The 16,972-nt window shown below is 50.2% G+C and carries 13 protein-coding genes; 5 read left to right on the top strand and 8 right to left on the bottom strand.

What is annotated here, in order from left to right; translation table 11 throughout:
• The first annotated feature begins 13 nt into the window (after positions 1-13).
• Complete coding sequence (locus tag IPF95_02010; protein ID MBK6473467.1) at positions 14-1,432, top strand: TolC family protein; 1,419 nt, start codon at positions 14-16, stop codon at positions 1,430-1,432.
• A gap of 2 nt (positions 1,433-1,434) precedes the next feature.
• Positions 1,435-2,115 carry a tRNA (adenosine(37)-N6)-threonylcarbamoyltransferase complex dimerization subunit type 1 TsaB gene (gene tsaB / locus IPF95_02005; protein MBK6473466.1) on the top strand — a complete coding sequence of 227 codons (681 nt, stop codon included), beginning with the start codon at positions 1,435-1,437 and terminating at the stop codon, positions 2,113-2,115.
• Between the two features lie 113 nt (positions 2,116-2,228).
• Here the strand turns inward: tsaB and IPF95_02000 are convergent, their stop codons facing one another.
• Positions 2,229-3,131 (bottom strand): hypothetical protein, encoded by a 903-nt coding sequence (locus IPF95_02000; GenBank protein ID MBK6473465.1) that lies wholly within the window; start codon positions 3,129-3,131, stop codon positions 2,229-2,231.
• Positions 3,128-5,140 (bottom strand): thioredoxin domain-containing protein, encoded by a 2,013-nt coding sequence (locus IPF95_01995; GenBank protein ID MBK6473464.1) that lies wholly within the window; start codon positions 5,138-5,140, stop codon positions 3,128-3,130. Before IPF95_01995 ends, IPF95_02000 begins: the two co-directional genes overlap by 4 nt.
• Before the next feature lie 103 nt (positions 5,141-5,243).
• On the opposite strand from IPF95_01995, the gene IPF95_01990 reads away from it, so the two are divergent.
• Entirely contained in the window at positions 5,244-5,810 is a 567-nt protein-coding gene (locus IPF95_01990; GenBank protein MBK6473463.1) for a hypothetical protein, read from the top strand.
• A gap of 103 nt (positions 5,811-5,913) precedes the next feature.
• On the opposite strand, the gene IPF95_01985 is transcribed toward IPF95_01990, so the two are convergent.
• From IPF95_01985 to IPF95_01970, 4 genes are all read right to left on the bottom strand, one after another.
• Entirely contained in the window at positions 5,914-6,645 is a 732-nt protein-coding gene (locus tag IPF95_01985; protein ID MBK6473462.1) for an IS4 family transposase, read from the bottom strand.
• Entirely contained in the window at positions 6,626-7,141 is a 516-nt protein-coding gene (locus IPF95_01980) for a DUF4372 domain-containing protein (GenBank protein ID MBK6473461.1), read from the bottom strand. Before IPF95_01980 ends, IPF95_01985 begins: the two co-directional genes overlap by 20 nt.
• 314 nt (positions 7,142-7,455) lie before the next feature.
• Entirely contained in the window at positions 7,456-7,926 is a 471-nt protein-coding gene (locus IPF95_01975) for an LEA type 2 family protein (GenBank protein MBK6473460.1), read from the bottom strand.
• Between the two features lie 40 nt (positions 7,927-7,966).
• A complete protein-coding gene (locus IPF95_01970; protein ID MBK6473459.1) occupies positions 7,967-9,337 on the bottom strand; it encodes a dipeptidase in 1,371 nt (456 codons plus the stop codon).
• Positions 9,338-9,484: 147 nt separating this feature from the next.
• Between IPF95_01970 and IPF95_01965 the strand changes: the two genes are divergently transcribed.
• Both IPF95_01965 and IPF95_01960 read left to right on the top strand, forming a co-directional pair.
• On the top strand, positions 9,485-12,130 hold the full coding sequence (locus IPF95_01965; protein ID MBK6473458.1) for a choice-of-anchor L domain-containing protein: 2,646 nt from the start codon (positions 9,485-9,487) through the stop codon (positions 12,128-12,130).
• 11 nt (positions 12,131-12,141) lie between these two features.
• Positions 12,142-14,355, top strand: coding sequence for a gliding motility-associated C-terminal domain-containing protein (locus IPF95_01960; protein MBK6473457.1), 2,214 nt, complete (start codon positions 12,142-12,144; stop codon positions 14,353-14,355).
• Here IPF95_01960 and IPF95_01955 read toward each other — a convergent pair.
• Together IPF95_01955 and IPF95_01950 are read right to left on the bottom strand one after the other, a co-directional pair.
• Positions 14,352-15,884, bottom strand: coding sequence for a 2,3-bisphosphoglycerate-independent phosphoglycerate mutase (locus tag IPF95_01955; GenBank protein MBK6473456.1), 1,533 nt, complete (start codon positions 15,882-15,884; stop codon positions 14,352-14,354). The genes IPF95_01960 and IPF95_01955 overlap by 4 nt on opposite strands.
• The gene (locus tag IPF95_01950) at positions 15,884-16,837 is read right to left on the bottom strand and encodes a HAMP domain-containing histidine kinase (GenBank protein ID MBK6473455.1); all 954 of its coding nucleotides are present in this window, start codon (positions 16,835-16,837) and stop codon (positions 15,884-15,886) included. The genes IPF95_01955 and IPF95_01950 overlap by 1 nt, the downstream gene beginning before the upstream one ends.
• Positions 16,838-16,972: the final 135 nt, after the last annotated feature.

The following is a 16,972-nucleotide window of genomic DNA, read 5'->3' as shown; positions in this document are numbered from 1 at the left end:
GAACACCTTGCCGATGCGATCACTATCAACCTTTCTACTTTTCTTGGTTTGTACCAGCATGCACGCCCAGCAGGCATGGACGCTTCAAGAATGCGTGCAACGCGCAGAGGAGCGCAACTTGGCGATCCTTAACGCCCGGCTGGACATGGATATCGCCGGCAAGAATCAAACACGTGCAAAATGGAACCTGCTACCGGACCTCAATGGAGGTGCTACGCATGGATACAATTACGGCCGGGTTATCGATCGCTTCACCAACACGTTCGCTACCGACGAAGTCCGTACGAACAATTTCTACCTCAGCAGCAATGTGGACCTTTTCCAAGGGTTCAGTAAACAGAACTCCATCAAGCAGGCGGGCATCGATGTAGAGGCTGCCACCAAGGGCATGGAAGCGTCCATGAATGATGTGCGCTTGACCGTTGTGCAAGCGTTCTTGGATGTACTTGGGTTGCGCGAACGGATCAGTGCCGCTGAAACACAAGTGGAAAACACCAAATTGCAGATCAGTCGAACGGATGCTTTGGTTGAAGGGGGGCGTGTAGCACGCGCGGAACTATTGACCTTACAGTCTCAACTGGCTCAGGAGGAATACACCGCGACTGATCTGCACAGCCAACATGATCAACGTCTATTTGCATTGGGTCGCGGTATGCAATTGGAGCCTGCGGAATTACGCACTTTTGATATTGTTGCACCAACACTGAACGATGCGGACATTGTAGCACCCGCGCTCAGTACGGATCAGATCCTGGACAATGTGATCAGGACGAACCCCGCTTACGCACAAGCAGAACTACAGGTGAAAAGTGCTGAGAAGTCGGTGGCCATTGCAAAGGCCGGGATTATTCCATCACTCTCTTTCAATGGTTCGCTCGGTTCAGGATTCAGTGGAAGGAATGTTCAGCAAGTGGGTGATGTTGTGGTGAACGACCCTGTTCCGATCGGCGCAACGGCAAGTGGCGAAACGGTCTTTGCGCCGGATTATTCGATCAATACGGCGCTCGTTCCGTTCGGAAAGCAGCTCGATCAGAATTTCAACCAGTCGATCGGTTTCCAGTTGAACATTCCGATCTTCAATAATATGCGGAACAAGTATCAGATCGATCAGGCCAAGGTGCAACATGAGAAAGCGCGTAACTACACCCTGCAAGTTCGGAACGACCTGCAAGGCAATGTGTTGGATGCCTTGGTGATGCAGCGCTCGGCGTACAAGCAATACCTAGCGGCCAACAAAGCCGTGGAAGCAGGCACGTTGGCGTTGCAATACGCGCAGGACCGTTTCGACCAAGGCGTGATCACCTCCATTGAACTAAGTACTTCCAAGACCACGTTGAACCGTTCTACCGCCGATCTGATCCGCGCGAAATACCAATACCTGATGGCCACGAAATACCTGGACATCCTGCAAGGCGTACCCGTTACTTTGTGATCGTGGCATTGATCCTTGCAATAGAAACGGCAACCAAATTGTGCAGCGTAGCTGTTGCGCGTGCTGGCAAGTTGCTGGCCATCCGCGAGAGCGACCCAACGACCAATGCACATGCCGAAAAGTTGAACGTCTTCATCGAAGAGGTCATACGTGAGGCTGGTTGCGCGTTGCAGGAATTGGATGCGGTTGCCGTTGGTATTGGTCCGGGTTCGTACACTGGTCTGCGCATTGGTCTGTCTGCTGCAAAAGGCATGTGTTACGCCTTGGATATTCCTGTGATCGGTCTCAGTACGTTGAGCACCTTGGCCCAGGGTGCATTGGAGCATGCATCGGAGCGCAATGCAGAATTATGGCCCATGGTGGATGCACGAAGAATGGAAGTTTTCTCACAACCGTATTCAGCGGAACTGGAGCCACAGCAACCCGCCGCCCCGCTGATCCTTGATCAGGATTGGGCACAACAACCAGCAGCGCGCATGGTCTTCGGCGATGGTGCGGACAAAGCTGCCGAGCTTTGGAACGGCAACGAGAATATCACCTTTTTACGGGGAATGACGCCAAGTGCCAAGTACATGTTCACAGCAGCGGAAAAGCGATACACTGCAGAAGCATTCGATGACCTCGCTTACCTGGTGCCGGATTATGGTAAGGCTGCCAATGTGGGTATGGCAAAGAAGGCGTAAGAAGCTACCTTCTTGTTGGAATGAAAAACATCTGCGACAAGGAAAGCGACAGCGAATTGACCAAAGGGCAATTCGCCCATCCAGGCAGCCCAAAACCAACAACCAACAACGCGTTACCTCCTCTCCGTCACATACTTCACAATATGGATCTGACCTGTCTCCATGTCCTTGGCTATGCGTGCACTTAGCGTCATGCTCCCTTCTTCATAGAGGTATTCGGCAAGTTCTTTTTGCACGTCGTCTTTCCAAAGGATCGCTTGCAATAGGTTGCCAACGTTGTCATACGTGAACGTATGTTTTGTGGAATGCAACCAACCGATATCAGGCTGCTCAAGTCGTTCGGCGAGCCGTCCTTTGTCGTCGTATTTGAATGTGATGCGTGCTCGTTTGTTGCTCATCAGATACACGTCTTCAATGGTGCGCAGATAGCCGTGTGAGTCCTTAACTATTAGCTGTTCGCGGTAGGGGAGGTCCAAGTTGTTCAGGAATAGCTTCTTCGTTAGTGAATCGCTCTGCACTTCGTACCGGAAGCGCTCGTCACTGATCACGGTCACTTCACCGGGGATCACGTTGTACCGATCTGTGCCAAGGTTCTCAATGCGTGAATAGGTTTCGCGCTCCGGCTTACCGTTATCATCGTAGTCGATCGTGTAGGTATAATGTCCTCCAAGGTCGTTGCGTAAGCGCTGCGTTATGCGATCAGCCTCATCGTAGATGTACTTTACGGAAGCTGTGTCACGGCCACTTCCAGGATGTCCGAATGCATTATTGCTATACACGGTGCGCCCTTTCCCATCGAACCGATAATAGTATGAACTGCCGTTGGGGCGCATGGGTTCATTTGAACGCTTCACCATTTTATTGCCCACGATGGAAGTAATGCTATTGCTTTTGATGAAGGCCGGGTTGAACTCAATGGTATGTGTATCGTCATCGACCGGTAGAACGATCAAGGCCTGTGCGGAAATGGAAGAAAGTCCAAGTGCGCAAATGATAAAAAGGATCGATTGTTTCACTGTATTTGTTTCAAAGCGTTTTCAACTGTCTCCACCGGTAATTTGCACGACTTGTCGAAGCACACATAGATCATGGTGGCATCCACCGTCTTCCCTTCCAATAACGGAAGAGAGCTTGCCGTAGTGCTACCCATGAACTGTCTATTGGGCAAATAGTGTTCCATGAATTGCACGCGCATTGCAACGGCATTCGGTCCGGTAACGGCGATCTCCGGATAAGCGAACACATGTGCCAATAATAGCTGTGCCCAATTGCTATGTCCGCTTGGGTGAGCGGCCATGCGTTGTGTCATGGTATGCAGTAAGCTGCTACTGATCGTGGAATACTGTTCATTATCGAAGAGTTGGCCCAGTTGGAACAGGCCTTTCGCCATGCTGCTGTTGGAAGCGGGTATCACATTGTCGTGCAGCTCACTCGGGCGTGCGATCAGCGCGGGATCGAGGTCACTGGTGAAGTGGAAGGTGCCTGTCTTGGCATCATGGAAGTGTGCGATCGAATAGTCGGCAAGTGATCGCGCCTCATTCAACCACCGTTCATCGAACGTGATACTGTACAATGCGGTCAACGCTTCGATCATGAACGAATAGTCCTCCAAGTAGCCATTGATGCTCGCTTTGCCGTCTTTGTATAAATGCCAGAGTCCACCATCGGGCCGCTTGCATTTTTTCAGGAACAGGTCCATGGTTCCAGTAGCACGCTCCAAGTATGCTTTTGTACCAAGTACTTCATAGGCATCGCAATAGCCTTTGATCATCATCGCGTTCCATGAGGTCAGCGATTTGTCATCCAACCCCGGGCGGATCCGTTTACTACGTGCTTCAAGAAGTGTCGTGTTGATCTTGTCGATGCGCTGGCGCAGTTCATTGACCGGGATCCCGAATTTCTCTGCGAATTCAACGTCACCTTGCTGCCTTAGGAGAATGTATCGGCCGTGCTCCCAACGTCCTGCGGCATCCACGTTGTAGTACGCAGCGGCAAGATCGTATTCAGCACCAAGGACCGTTTGCAGTTCGTCTTTTTCCCAGACATAGAAAAGACCTTCTTCACCTTCGCTATCGGCATCCAAGGCACTGTAGAAAGCACCCTCGGCAGAGGTCATTTCGCGTGCAATGAATTCCAATGTGTGTTCAATCGTTTCTTTGTAAAGCGGCTCCTTGAATGCTTGATAGGCCTGACTGTACAACGAGACAAGCTGTGCATTGTCGTAGAGCATTTTTTCAAAGTGCGGTGCTTTCCAGATCGCATCTGTACTGTAGCGCGCAAAGCCTCCACCTACTTGGTCGTTGATCCCACCAAATGCCATTTTATCCAAAGTCATTTGCACGTAGTCCAAGAGTTCCTTATCGTTGATCAACGTGCCATAACGGAGTAGGAATTCATAGTTGTTCGGGATCGGGAATTTCGGCGCTTTGTCAGGTCCGCCGTTCTCCAGGTCGAAGGTTGGTGACCAGGCATCCACCATTTCTTGAAGTACTTGCTTATCGAATTCGCCCTTCATCTCAACCGGTTCCACAACGCTTTGAGCAGCAATACCATTTTTGAGGCGTTCGGCATATTCAATAACGTGGTCCGGTTCCTTGGTCCATTTGTCATTCAGCTCCACTAGGATCTTGGACCATTGATCGGCCGGGAAGTACGTACCACCAAAGACAGGTCTTCCATCGGCCAGTGCAAAACAATTCAGGGGCCATCCGCCACGGCCTGTCATGAGCTGTACTGCACTCATGTAGACTTGATCCACATCGGGCCGTTCCTCGCGATCCACTTTTATACAAACGAACCGTTCGTTCATTATTGTGGCAACGCTATCGTTCTCGAAGCTCTCGCGTTCCATGACGTGGCACCAATGGCAACTGCTGTATCCAATGCTGATAAGCATCAATTTATTCTCTGCACGAGCTTTGGCAAAGGCCTCCTCACCCCATGGATACCAATCCACTGGATTATGGGCGTGCTGCAACAGGTACGGGCTGCTTTCGTTGATCAGGCGGTTGGTATGTGTGTGCATGGTATCTTGGTTCGCCGTTTCCGTAGGAGTTCCATGCTGAGCACAAGCTGCTAGAGAGAATAAGCTGGCAAAAGCACTCGCTTTCACGACTATGGAACGTAACATGGGTAAGCAAAGGAACAACATGCTAAGCAGGGCGTCCCGGTCAGTGCCGTCGACGCATCAACACACCAACGTGCATGGCGTGCGGGAACAGACCTGGCCAGGAACAGCAATGGGCATCGGTCTTTTCATTGGCATGTTCAGTTTATTCACCGTTGCTCCTTGGACGTTGATCGATGTGCCGTTACTATTCAGGGTGTTTCTGGTGATGTGTTTTGCTGGTAACCTACTGCCTTACTTACGCTCTGGATTATGGCTTGGCATGGAACGGCTGGAATGGTTCCTCTTCAATTTATTGGCGGTTGGGCCGATCGGGACAAGCGTGTTGTTGTGGGCCAACTTCTTTGTTCATGGAACACCGATCGTTACAACACATGATGTGGGAATTGTGGATACAAATGGAACGCTGATCACCTACAATTTCAAGGACAATTACCTGGAAGGTTTTCCCTTTGCACGCAGCACTTACAAGGATCTGGTCGGTCCGGTGGGGAGAACGATCGAAATAACTGAAGCTCAAGGCCTATTTGGATATCCGGTTGTTCTTAAAAAGGAAGTTATCTTATGAAATTCCTGATTCCTGTATCACTGCCGTCCGGAACAATCCTAGCTCGGCAGATTGACGTTCTGGAAGACCTGGTTTTGTTGAACTGGTCTGCTGGACACTAAAGTTAGGGTGGTCCGAAGTTAAAAAACGTAAGTTGTTGAGTTGGTGGCGATCCGAAAAGTGTAGGATCATCAGGGCTCAGCAACAATTCCTTTAGATCCACATAACGCATTAAATGCAATCGCACTAGGCCCACCATCGTTGAATATGCTGGCTGGATCTTGAAGGAGAATAATTTGCGCTTGATCGTTACCAATAGATCCGCGATCAAGGCGCACCAGATCTGGATCCGGATCGCGTTCTCATTGTCACCTAGGAAGTCGGTAAACTTCAGGTTCTGCTTGAGACGCTTGAATAGTATCTCAATTTGCCACCGCTGTTTATAGGCTTGGGCTACGTTCACCGGTCCCATTTTACCCATGTTGGTAATGAATTGCAAGGTGCGTTTGAAGGTCTGGTCGTAGTAGGTTATCAAGCGCAACAGTATAGGGTTGAGTTCGCCTTCGTGGCCCAGCAGAACCCATTGGTCTTTGAGTACTCCAGCCTTCTTGGCGCTTGCGCTTACCGTGCGATCGCGAAGTATTTGCACCGTGCTTCGCAGGTTTAGGCGCGTAACAAAATGCACCCCGGTCTTACCCCAGTGCCTATACAAAGGGTAGTTCATGTACGCCTTGTCGAACACCAATATGGTTCCCTTGGCCATGTTCTTGAACTCAGGCATGAACTGCTTGTCGTTGGTGGCCGCTTTGGTAATCCGAATCAGAGATGGCACTTCTTCAGTAAGGTGCATACCCATGTGGACCTTCACCCCCCCCCTTGCGTTTTCCGTCGGCAGGAGTGCGCCCACAAGCCTTCATGATCTCTTTGAAAAGTGTAATTGTGGTTGAGTCTACCAAGAACAAATTACGTAGCCAACGTTCGTTCTTTGGCAAACTGCTGTCCGATAAATAGTGTCTATATCGGCGGTATATGTCCGCAAAAACCCTAGCGAACAACTCTGGTGGCCGCTTCTTATTCGCATCGCTTACGGTGCTGCGTTTGGGCAGGTGAGTAAACCCCAAGTGTTTCAGACCTTCGCTATAACCCGCTAAACCACTGGTGAGTTCGCGAAGCCCTGAAGTTCTTTGCAACACGGCAAAAATCATAGACCCCATCAAGGTCCATGTATTGAGCTTCTTTACAGCGAAGTCTGCACCGGTTTCAACTACCGCATTATGGAAGTCTTTTCGGTTGATAAGCGATAACAGCTGTCCGTAAACCGGAGTTCCAGCCTTTGCCTTAATTTTGCCCATGGTACCATTAATTATGGAAAGGGATCCGCGACGCAATCAGGGGTCCCTTTCCTATTTTAGCAGTGCAAAATTATCCGGTCCGTTCTATTGTTCCGGACGGCAGTGATTCCTGATTCCTGATTCCCGGCACTTATGTATTTCTGCTGAGCTTGTCTTTGGGTTGTTCAGATTTTCTCTACGGTTCGATCAGGTCGTATTCCTTCTGCCGTCCAACGAAGAATACGGCAAGATCCAACCTCCCGAAGATCGAATATTTGGTCAGCAAGTATCTCTGGGAATCAGGAATTAGGAATCCGCAATACGACCGTCGAGCGTTATTTCCCTTTCAGATCGATCATCTCGGTCTCCTCGAATGGGAACTTTTTACGAAAGAAAGGGCCTAGACCACCGGTCACCGTGCCTTTCAGTTTCAACTCTCCTTTGCCGGAAATTGCCGTAGAAATAAGCGCAGCTAGAACGTTTCCGCCGCCACCATCGAAACTAGCGTGAAGTGGAATGATATAGACCTCCGAGCTGCGCGCAGCGAGAACAACTTGGCGATCCAGGTGCGCTTTGCCGAGATACAGGTTGTTCAGGAAAACGTCCACATCAGGGTCCTTCACGTTGATTGAATAGGAGTTTGGATTTTCCAGTGCTACCGTTGCGGTCACCTCCATTCCCGCTTTATCGAACTTACCCACTTGAATGTCCTGTACACCTTTGAATACCACCTCTTTGTAGCTGCAATTGCTAAGTAACAACACGAGGAGTAGAAGGCAAGAACTCTTAGCAAACAAGCGCGACATGCATTCTCCACATGGTACGTACATCGTAAAACGCTTCGATCTAGGAAGCACTGGTAGCGAAATGATGGAAGAACCGAGGAATGGACCGGATGCCTTGGAAGTAATTGAACACGCCGTACTTCTCGTTGGGACTGTGGATGTTATCGCTATCCAGTCCAAAACCGAAGAGAACGGTCTTCAATCCTAATTCCTCCTCGAAGAGTGCAACGATCGGGATACTTCCACCACCGCGAGTAGGGATCGGTTTTTTACCGAATGTCTCTTCCATGGCCTTGCTTGCCGCGAGGTATGCAGGGCTATCGATGGGCGTAACGGCCGCTTCACCACCGTGGTGCGGTGTTACGACCACTTTCACACCGGGAGGTGCGATCTTGGTGAAATGGTCCTGGAACAATTTGGTGATGGCTTCACTTTTCTGGTTTGGCACCAAGCGCATGCTGATCTTGGCAAATGCCTTGCTCGGCAAAACCGTTTTGGCACCCTCGCCGATGTACCCGCCCCAAATACCGTTCACATCCAATGTAGGTCGTATGCTACTGCGTTCTTCTGAAGAGTAGCCCTTTTCACCCCGGACAGCATCGATCTCAAGGTCCTTCATGTATGCCTTTTCATCGAAAGGCGCTTCTGCCAATGCCGCGCGTTCTGCCGCGCTCAATTCCTTCACAGCGTCATAGAATCCAGGAATGGCGATCTTCCGATCCTTGTCATGAAGGCTGGATATCATATCACACAGCGCATTGATCGGATTGCTGACCGCACCGCCGTAAACTCCGCTGTGCAGATCTCGGTTGGGACCTGTGACCGCTACTTCCACATAACTCAAACCACGTAGACCCGTATTGATGCTGGGTACATCATTCGCGATCATGGCCGTGTCGCTGATAAGGACCACATCGGCCTTAAGGCGCTCTTTGTTCTCCTTCACGAAAATGCTCAGGTTTGTACTTCCCACCTCCTCTTCACCTTCTATCATTACCTTCACGTTACACGGTAGACCGCCATTTTTCATCATGGTCTCGATCGCTTTCACGTGCATGTAGAACTGGCCTTTGTCATCGGCGCTACCACGTGCGTAGATCATTTTGTCCTTTATCACCGGTTCGAACGGGCCACTGGTCCAGAGTTCAAGCGGGTCAGCGGGCTGCACGTCATAATGACCATAGACCAGGACCGTTGGTTTAGAAGGGTCAACCGTTATCTCGCCATAGACGATCGGGTGGCCTTTGGTAGGACAGACCTCAACCTTGTCCAACCCAGCCTCCACCATGCGTTTCTTTACTTCCTCAGCGCATTGGGCAACATCCGCTTTGTACTTAGGGTCTGCGCTCACGCTAGGTATGCGCAGGAGGTCCAGTAATTCGTTGAGGAAACGTTCTTCGTTTGCTTTAATGTAGGAGTCGATGGCTTGCACGGCACTGGGGTTTTTGATGGAGCACAAAGATAGGAGCGCATGATTTTGTAGCCGCAGCCGATCTCTGGGCAACCTTTTTTAATGGATCCGGGTCTCTTAGTTCAACCGGAAATCGTAATTTTCCTCACTCTAGAAGACCCTCGCATAATGTATAAGTCGCTCACATCCGTCGCAATTACCTTTTTATTTGCTTTTCAGGTCAATGGCCAATTAGTAGTTGATGGTACGCCCTCACCGACACAGTTGATCCAAGATGTCCTTTTAGGTGGTGGAGTTACTGCCAGCAATATCACCTACGCTGGTGATGCTGCTGCTCGAGCATCGTTCACGGCATCCGGAAGTAACTTGGGCTTGGATGCGGGTGTGATCTTGAGTACCGGAACGGCAACTGACGCAGCAGGATCAGGAATTGATTTTGCCTCAGGTGGTAGTGGTACAGCTGGTGACCAGGACCTGGAGGACCTTTCTGGTCAGATCATCAGTGATGCTGCGATCCTGGAATTTGATTTTATCCCAACAGGTGACACATTGCGCTTCAGGTATGTATTCGGGTCCGAAGAATATCCGGAATATGTGTGTGACATATTCAATGATGCGTTCGGATTCTTTTTGAGCGGTCCGGGTATCAATGGTCCGTTCTCGAATAATGCGAAGAATATCGCCCTGATCCCGAGTACGACCGTTCCGATCACGATCAATACCGTGAACTCAGGCTCCCCCGGTGGTTTCAATGATGCAACAACATGCGCTTCGGCAGATCCGAACTGGGTGAACAACAGCATTTACTACGTCGATAATGGAACCGGTACAACAGTGGTCTACGATGGTTTTACTACGGTTCTGACTGCCTTTTCGCTTGTGGAATGTGGCCAGTTATATCACATCAAGTTGGCTATTGGTGACGGTGGGGATAGCAGTTTTGATTCGGCCGTATTCTTGGAAGCAGGCAGTTTCACCAGTGCGGGTGAAGTAACTGCAACACTTACCGGTGGTACAGGGTTGAATGGTACTGATCTGGTAGAAGGTTGCGGACCTTGGGATTTCGTGTTCACCCGTGTCGGTGAACTGGATCAGGATGTGACCATAGACCTTGCTGTATCAGGTACATCTACTGCGGGTGTGGATTACATGCCGTTGTTCCCAACACAGATCAATTTCCCCGCGAACGTGGATCAAGTAACGATCTCCATAGATGCATCATTGGACATGGATGGTGATGAAACGTTGATCATGGATGTGGAACAGCTGCTTCAATGTGCTAATGTGGTCGTACAAAGCCAATTCATTTTCAACATTGTTAGCCATCCGGAACTGGATGTACAATTGACCGATGTGAACAGCGTTTGCAACCAACAGAATACACTAACACCAACGGTTACTGGTGGCACGGGGGTGTATAGCTATCTTTGGAATACGGGTGAAACAACGGCATCCATCAACGTTACACCCGGTGTTACTACTTCGTATGATGTTACCGTATCCGAAGCCTGTGGTGTGGACCCAGTTACCGAGACCGTTACGGTTACGCTACCTATTTACGACCCATTGGATATTGATGTAAGCCCGGCCACGGAGATCGTTTGCCTTGAGGACGGCGACATCAGTGTGCTTAGCGCGACAGGAGGTGATGGTGATTTCACCTACGAATGGACTGCTAATGGTGCCGTTGTTGGTGCAACAGCGACCATTCAGGTGCCAGGCGGACCGCCTCAATGGTACTTCGTAACGGTATCAGAGGGTTGCGGAACTTCCACAATGGATAGTGTGCTTGTGAGTGCTGTTGTAAATGAGCCGATCGTGATCACTACCTCTCCGGACCTTACCGTGCTCTGCGCGGGTGATACCGCGTTGCTCCAGGTGATCGATATCACTGGAGGTGGAGGGATCTATACGCTTATTTGGGAAGACCCGAATGGTGTTCAGTTGAGCACCGCTTATGACTTGACGGTTGGCGTACCTGCTGATCAAACATATACAATCACGGCAACGGACCAATGCGAAACGGAGGGTACTGCAACAGTTTCCACAAGCATTCCTCAGTATGCACCATTGCAGCTTACCATGCCTGCGGACATGCGACTCTGTGCAGGAGATAGCGTTGCATTGGTACCGTCGATCAGTGGCGCATCTGGCTATTACTACATCACTTGGGCAGACCTGGATATTACCGATCCGGTTTTCACGGTAATGCCGAATGAACAAACGGTGTATACCATGACCGTAAGGGATGAATGTGGAGAAGAGCTGACGGACAACGTGACAATAGAAGTAGAGCACGTACAGATCGATATCGTTACAACGAATCATGGCCAAGATGATTGGCATGTTGAAGCGGCAACAGTGCCATACGCGCAAACATGGGTCTGGGATATGGGAGATGGTACGCGATCCAGAGGGTTTGAAGCCTTCCATAGTTACATGGATCTGGACGAGCACATGGTTACGTTGGAGATCACGACCCCGAATGGATGTGCCGCCACTGATTCAGTCCTTCTCCGTCCACCAGGGCACATTTATTTCGCTAATGCATTCACCCCCGATGGTGATGGGATCAATGATATCTGGGGTCCAAAAGGGCATTACATTGAACAATTCGAATTGACGATCTTTGATCGCTGGGGTTCACAGGTCTTCAGTACAAAGGAGATGGATATTACTTGGGATGGCACCATAAATGGAGGTGGAAAAGCACCTACAGGTGTCTACGTATATAAATACCGCGCTGAAGGCCACCTGTTCCCTAGCACGGAAGGCTATGGGCATGTAACTTTGTTGGCCGGTAGTCAGAACTAAATCAACTTATAGTGAACAACACACGGATCGGGATCTTCGCAATATTGGCACTCAGTGGCAGTATAGCATTCGGGCAACTATCGGTAACTACGAATGTTACACCGGCATCACTTGTTCAGGATATTTTGGTTGGTAGTTGTGTGTCGGTGAGCAACATCACCTACAACGGATCGGCAACACCAGCGGCGTCCAGCATTGAACGCGGTTCGTTCACCGCGATCGGGACCAACCTTGGTATTACGAATGGGGTCATTCTCGCAACCGGGAACGCTGGTAATGCAGGAGGAGCATCCACCAACTTTGAGTCATCCAGCACAGGGACCGGTAGTGATGCTGATCTCGCAACATTGTCCGGTGTAACGATCGCGGATGTCTCAATTCTGGAATTCGATTTCGTGCCGAACGGAGATTCGATCTCGTTCCGATTTGTTTTTGCATCTGAGGAGTATCCGGAATACGTGTGCGGTACGGTGAATGATGCGTTCGGGTTCTTCTTGAGCGGTCCTGGAATTGCGGGACCTTTTGCCAATAATGCCATCAACATCGCTGTAGTTCCAGGTACCAGCGTTCCGATTACCATCAACACCGTAAATGCTGGAGTTTCAGGAACGAATGGGACTGCCTCGAACTGCACCCTGGCCGACCCCAATTGGCAGAGCAACAATATCTATTACGTGGATAATACCACAGGGGCCGATGTGGTCTACGATGCGTTTACAACCGTGCTAACAGCGCGTGCTTCCGTGCAATGCGCGCAGACCTACCATATCAAATTAGCGATAGGTGATGGAGGAGATTCCGTGTTTGATTCTGCTGTATTCCTTGAGGGTGGTAGCTTCAGCAGTGTGCCATTCATCCCATCCCTTTCCGCAGGTCCATCCATTGTCGGGAACACCATCTACGAAAGTTGTCTGCCGTTGTCGATCGATTTTTTACGGACATCCTGCGATCTGACCGTTACCGAGACGGTGAATATAAGCTATGCTGGTTCTGCCATGAATGGTACTGACATTGCACCAGCATTGCCGACGCAGATCGTATTCGCACCCGGTGATTCCATTATCTCATTTCCGTTCAACGCCCCCGTGGATCCAGATGGAATTGAAGACCTCATTCTCACATTGCAGACCATTGATTGCAATGGTGATTCCGCATCGAATGTGTTTACCTTTCAATTGGATGAACTGCCACCACTTCAATTGAATGGGGCGAATGCGAACATTGCATGTGGGGATAGTACGTTGTTCACACCACAGGTAAGTGGTGGTTTCGGACAGTACACTTACGCATGGAGCACGGGTGAAACAACGCCAACGCTCATGGTGTCACCAACATCCAATACAACGATCCAACTAACGGTAACGGACCTCTGTGCAGCGACGATCAGCAATACCTATCAAGTCAACCTGACACCGGCCCCTCCGTTGAACATGAGCATTTTAGGTGAGAGTGACCTAGTGGAAGGCTGTGAGATCGGTACGGTGAACATTATTCGACCACCGGGATCCCAAGGAGCTTTGACCGTGCAGATCGCCGGTACCGGGACCGCTACGAACAATAACGATTACACGTTGCCAAGCATTTGGGTAATTCCGGATGGTGTGTTGAACAATCAAATGACCGTTCCGGTGAACGATGATGCGTTGGTAGAAGGTAACGAGACCATCGTGATAACAGGTTCGTATACCAACGCCTGCGCTCAGACGGTTTCTGCTTCGGTTACTTTCATGATCCTGGACGTTGACCCATTGGTGGTGATTACAAATGATATCCAAGCTGAGTGCAGTGGCGATTCTGCTATTATCGCTGCGAGTGCGAGCGGAGGTTCCGGACCATACACTTATGCGTGGTCCAATAATGATGTAGGTCCTTCCATTTACGTTCCATTGTTGATCGATGGGACATATACGGTCATTGTTACGGACGTATGTGGACGTATAGGATCTGAGGCTGCTCTTGTAACGATCGATTGCCTAGTGATCATTCCGAATGTGTTCTCACCGAACAACGATGGCTACAACGATCGTTGGGAGATAGAAGGTCTGGGTTCGCGTAACACGGTCAAGGTATTCAACCGCTGGGGAAATGTCGTTCTTGATGCCAAGAACTATCGGAACAATTGGGCTGCTTCCGATGTGCCTGACGGAACGTATTTCTATGAAGTGTTAATGGACAATAAGCCAGATCCATACACCGGATACTTAACCATACTTCGGAAATACTAGAATTGCATTAAGATCAATGAAGAACCCGTCATTTCGGCGGGTTTTTCTATGCCCATTAGTTCCAGGATCGTTGGTGCCACATCCGCGAGTACACCGCTCTTCAATTCCTTGATCCGCTTGTCCAGAACGAAGACGGGAACCGGGTTGGTACTGTGCGCGGTATTGGGCGTTCCATCGGCGTTGAGCGCTTTGTCAGCATTGCCGTGATCTGCAATGATCACATAGGAATAACCATGTTCCTGTCCAGCATTCACCACCCGCTCGGCACATCGGTCCGTGGTTTCAACGGCCTTCACAATGGCATTGAAAACTCCGGTGTGACCGACCATGTCCGGATTAGCGAAATTCAGTGCAACGAAGTCCACTTCCCCTTTTTTCAGTTGCTCGCATATGGCCGTTGTGATCCCTTCCGCTGACATTTCAGGTTGTAGGTCATAAGTCGCAACTTTCGGGCTTGGTATCATGATCCGGTCCTCCCCCTCGAATGGCTTTTCCCTACCACCGCTGAAGAAGAAAGTAACGTGTGGATATTTTTCCGTTTCAGCGATGCGGATCTGTTTTTTTCCCGCTTTCTCGATCACTTCTCCCAAGGTCATCTGCAGATCATCCTTCCGGAACAATACCTGAACGTTCTTGAATGTTCGATCATACTCCGTCATGGTAACGAAGTGCAGGGACAGTGGCGTCATGCCATACTCTGGATAGGCTTGTTGCGTGAGCGCTTGTGTGATCTCACGGCACCGATCCGTTCTGAAATTGAAACAGATGACCACATCATTCGGCCGAATGGTCGCGAGTGGCTCTCCATCATCACTTACTATGACATGAGGCAGAATGAATTCATCTGTTTTCCCATCTGCATAGCTATCTGAGAATGCGGTCAATGGGTCTTTCATGACAAGCCCTTTCCCATGCACCAATAGTTCGTATGCCTCTGCTACTCGTTCCCACCTTTTGTCGCGATCCATGGCATAATACCGTCCGACCACACTGGCCACCTTAGCTCCGGTTCCATCTATCGCATTCAGGAATTGCTCCATGTAGCGCTTTCCACTTCGTGGATCCGCATCACGTCCATCCGTGAACGCATGCACAAAGATCTCCTTCACGCCAGATTCATGTGCCATGTGGCAAAGTGCTTCTGCGTGTGTGCGCATTGAATGTACACCTCCATCACTCAAAAGCCCGATCAGGTGAAGGCGTTTTCCAGGCTCGGCTGCATGTGCAAAAGCCTCGACCAACACAGGCGATCTCTTCAATGTATCTTCGGCGATGGCTTTGTTAACGCGCATAAGGTCCTGATAAACGATGCGGCCTGCACCAATGTTCAAATGTCCTACTTCACTATTGCCCATTTGGCCTTCGGGCAGCCCAACATTAACGCCATCGGTCAAGAGGGTCGAATGGGCTGTAGATCCATACAAGCTATCAATGAAGGGAGTATGGGCTTGCGCGATCGCATCCGTATGATCTCCGGCTCCAAGACCCCATCCATCCAATACGATCAATACTACTTTCTGGTCTGTCATCAACGATTCGGAAATGAGGCCGTAAAGATAGCCCCCTGAGGTTCGCGTTTTCTTACGTGAACGGAACCCCCAAGTTGACCGGTGAGCCGTTGAACGATGTAAAGTCCCAGGCCGGTTCCCTTACTGCTTCGGGTCTCTTCATTGCCGCTTCGGTAGAATTTGGTGAAGACAAGTTCTCGTTCAGCCTCCGATATTCCGGGACCCTCGTCGGCAACGGTGAGCCGCCAACCCTCCTGCCCACGGATCACTTCCAACGTTATTGTAGTTCCATCAGGAGCGTATTTTGCTGCATTCTCGATCAAATTATCCGCAATGCTGCGGATGGCTTGTGCATCCGACTTGACGATATGTTCTGGTGGGCCAAGCAGGATCATCTCGTGCTTGGGCGCGAACTGCACGCGTGCACGTTCGATGACGGAACGCAACAACTTCATGACATCCACAGGGACATGCTCCAAGGTCAGAATGCCTTCGTCCGCGCGAGTGGCCAGGAGAACCTTATCCGTAAGCAGCGATAAGCGATCCGCTTCCACTATCGCTTGGGTACGCAACAGATCACGTTGATCAGCATTCAGCTCACTACGTGCAAGGGTCTGTAGTTGTAATTTGATGGCTGCGATCGGAGTGCGTAGTTCATGCGTCACGGCCATTAGGAAATTCCGTTGCGTACGTGCCAACGCGAGGTCGCGTTTTATTGCGTTGAACGTTAGCGCGAGCACAGCGAAAAGGATCAATAGGAAAACGAGGCCTTCTCCCACTACCATGCGCAGTCCACGGTATGTATCCATGTGATCACCGGGGCTACCTCCCAGTGCTTTCACAACGGCTGCCAGATGTGCCACTTCACTGTCCTTTCTCAGCAAAAGAACTCCCCACCAAGTGAATTGCAACACGATATAGACGGCCAATGCTCCGAAAAGCAACATGGTCCGGCGGTGCGAGCGGTCCGTCATGATGTGCAAAAGTAGATCCTCTGACAGCGGCACGCTGTGAAATGCTTACGGAAACTTGTGGGTGATCTTTTGGTCGAACATGGCTTGATCCCTCCGTTCGGTCAAGGCAAAGCGAGGGTCCATATACGAAGCCCG

It is taken from the genome of Flavobacteriales bacterium (genome assembly GCA_016704485.1).
GTDB lineage: Bacteria > Bacteroidota > Bacteroidia > Flavobacteriales_F > PHOS-HE28 > PHOS-HE28.
Note: the sequence above shows the minus strand (reverse complement) of the source record. Positions and strands in the feature narration are given on the sequence as shown.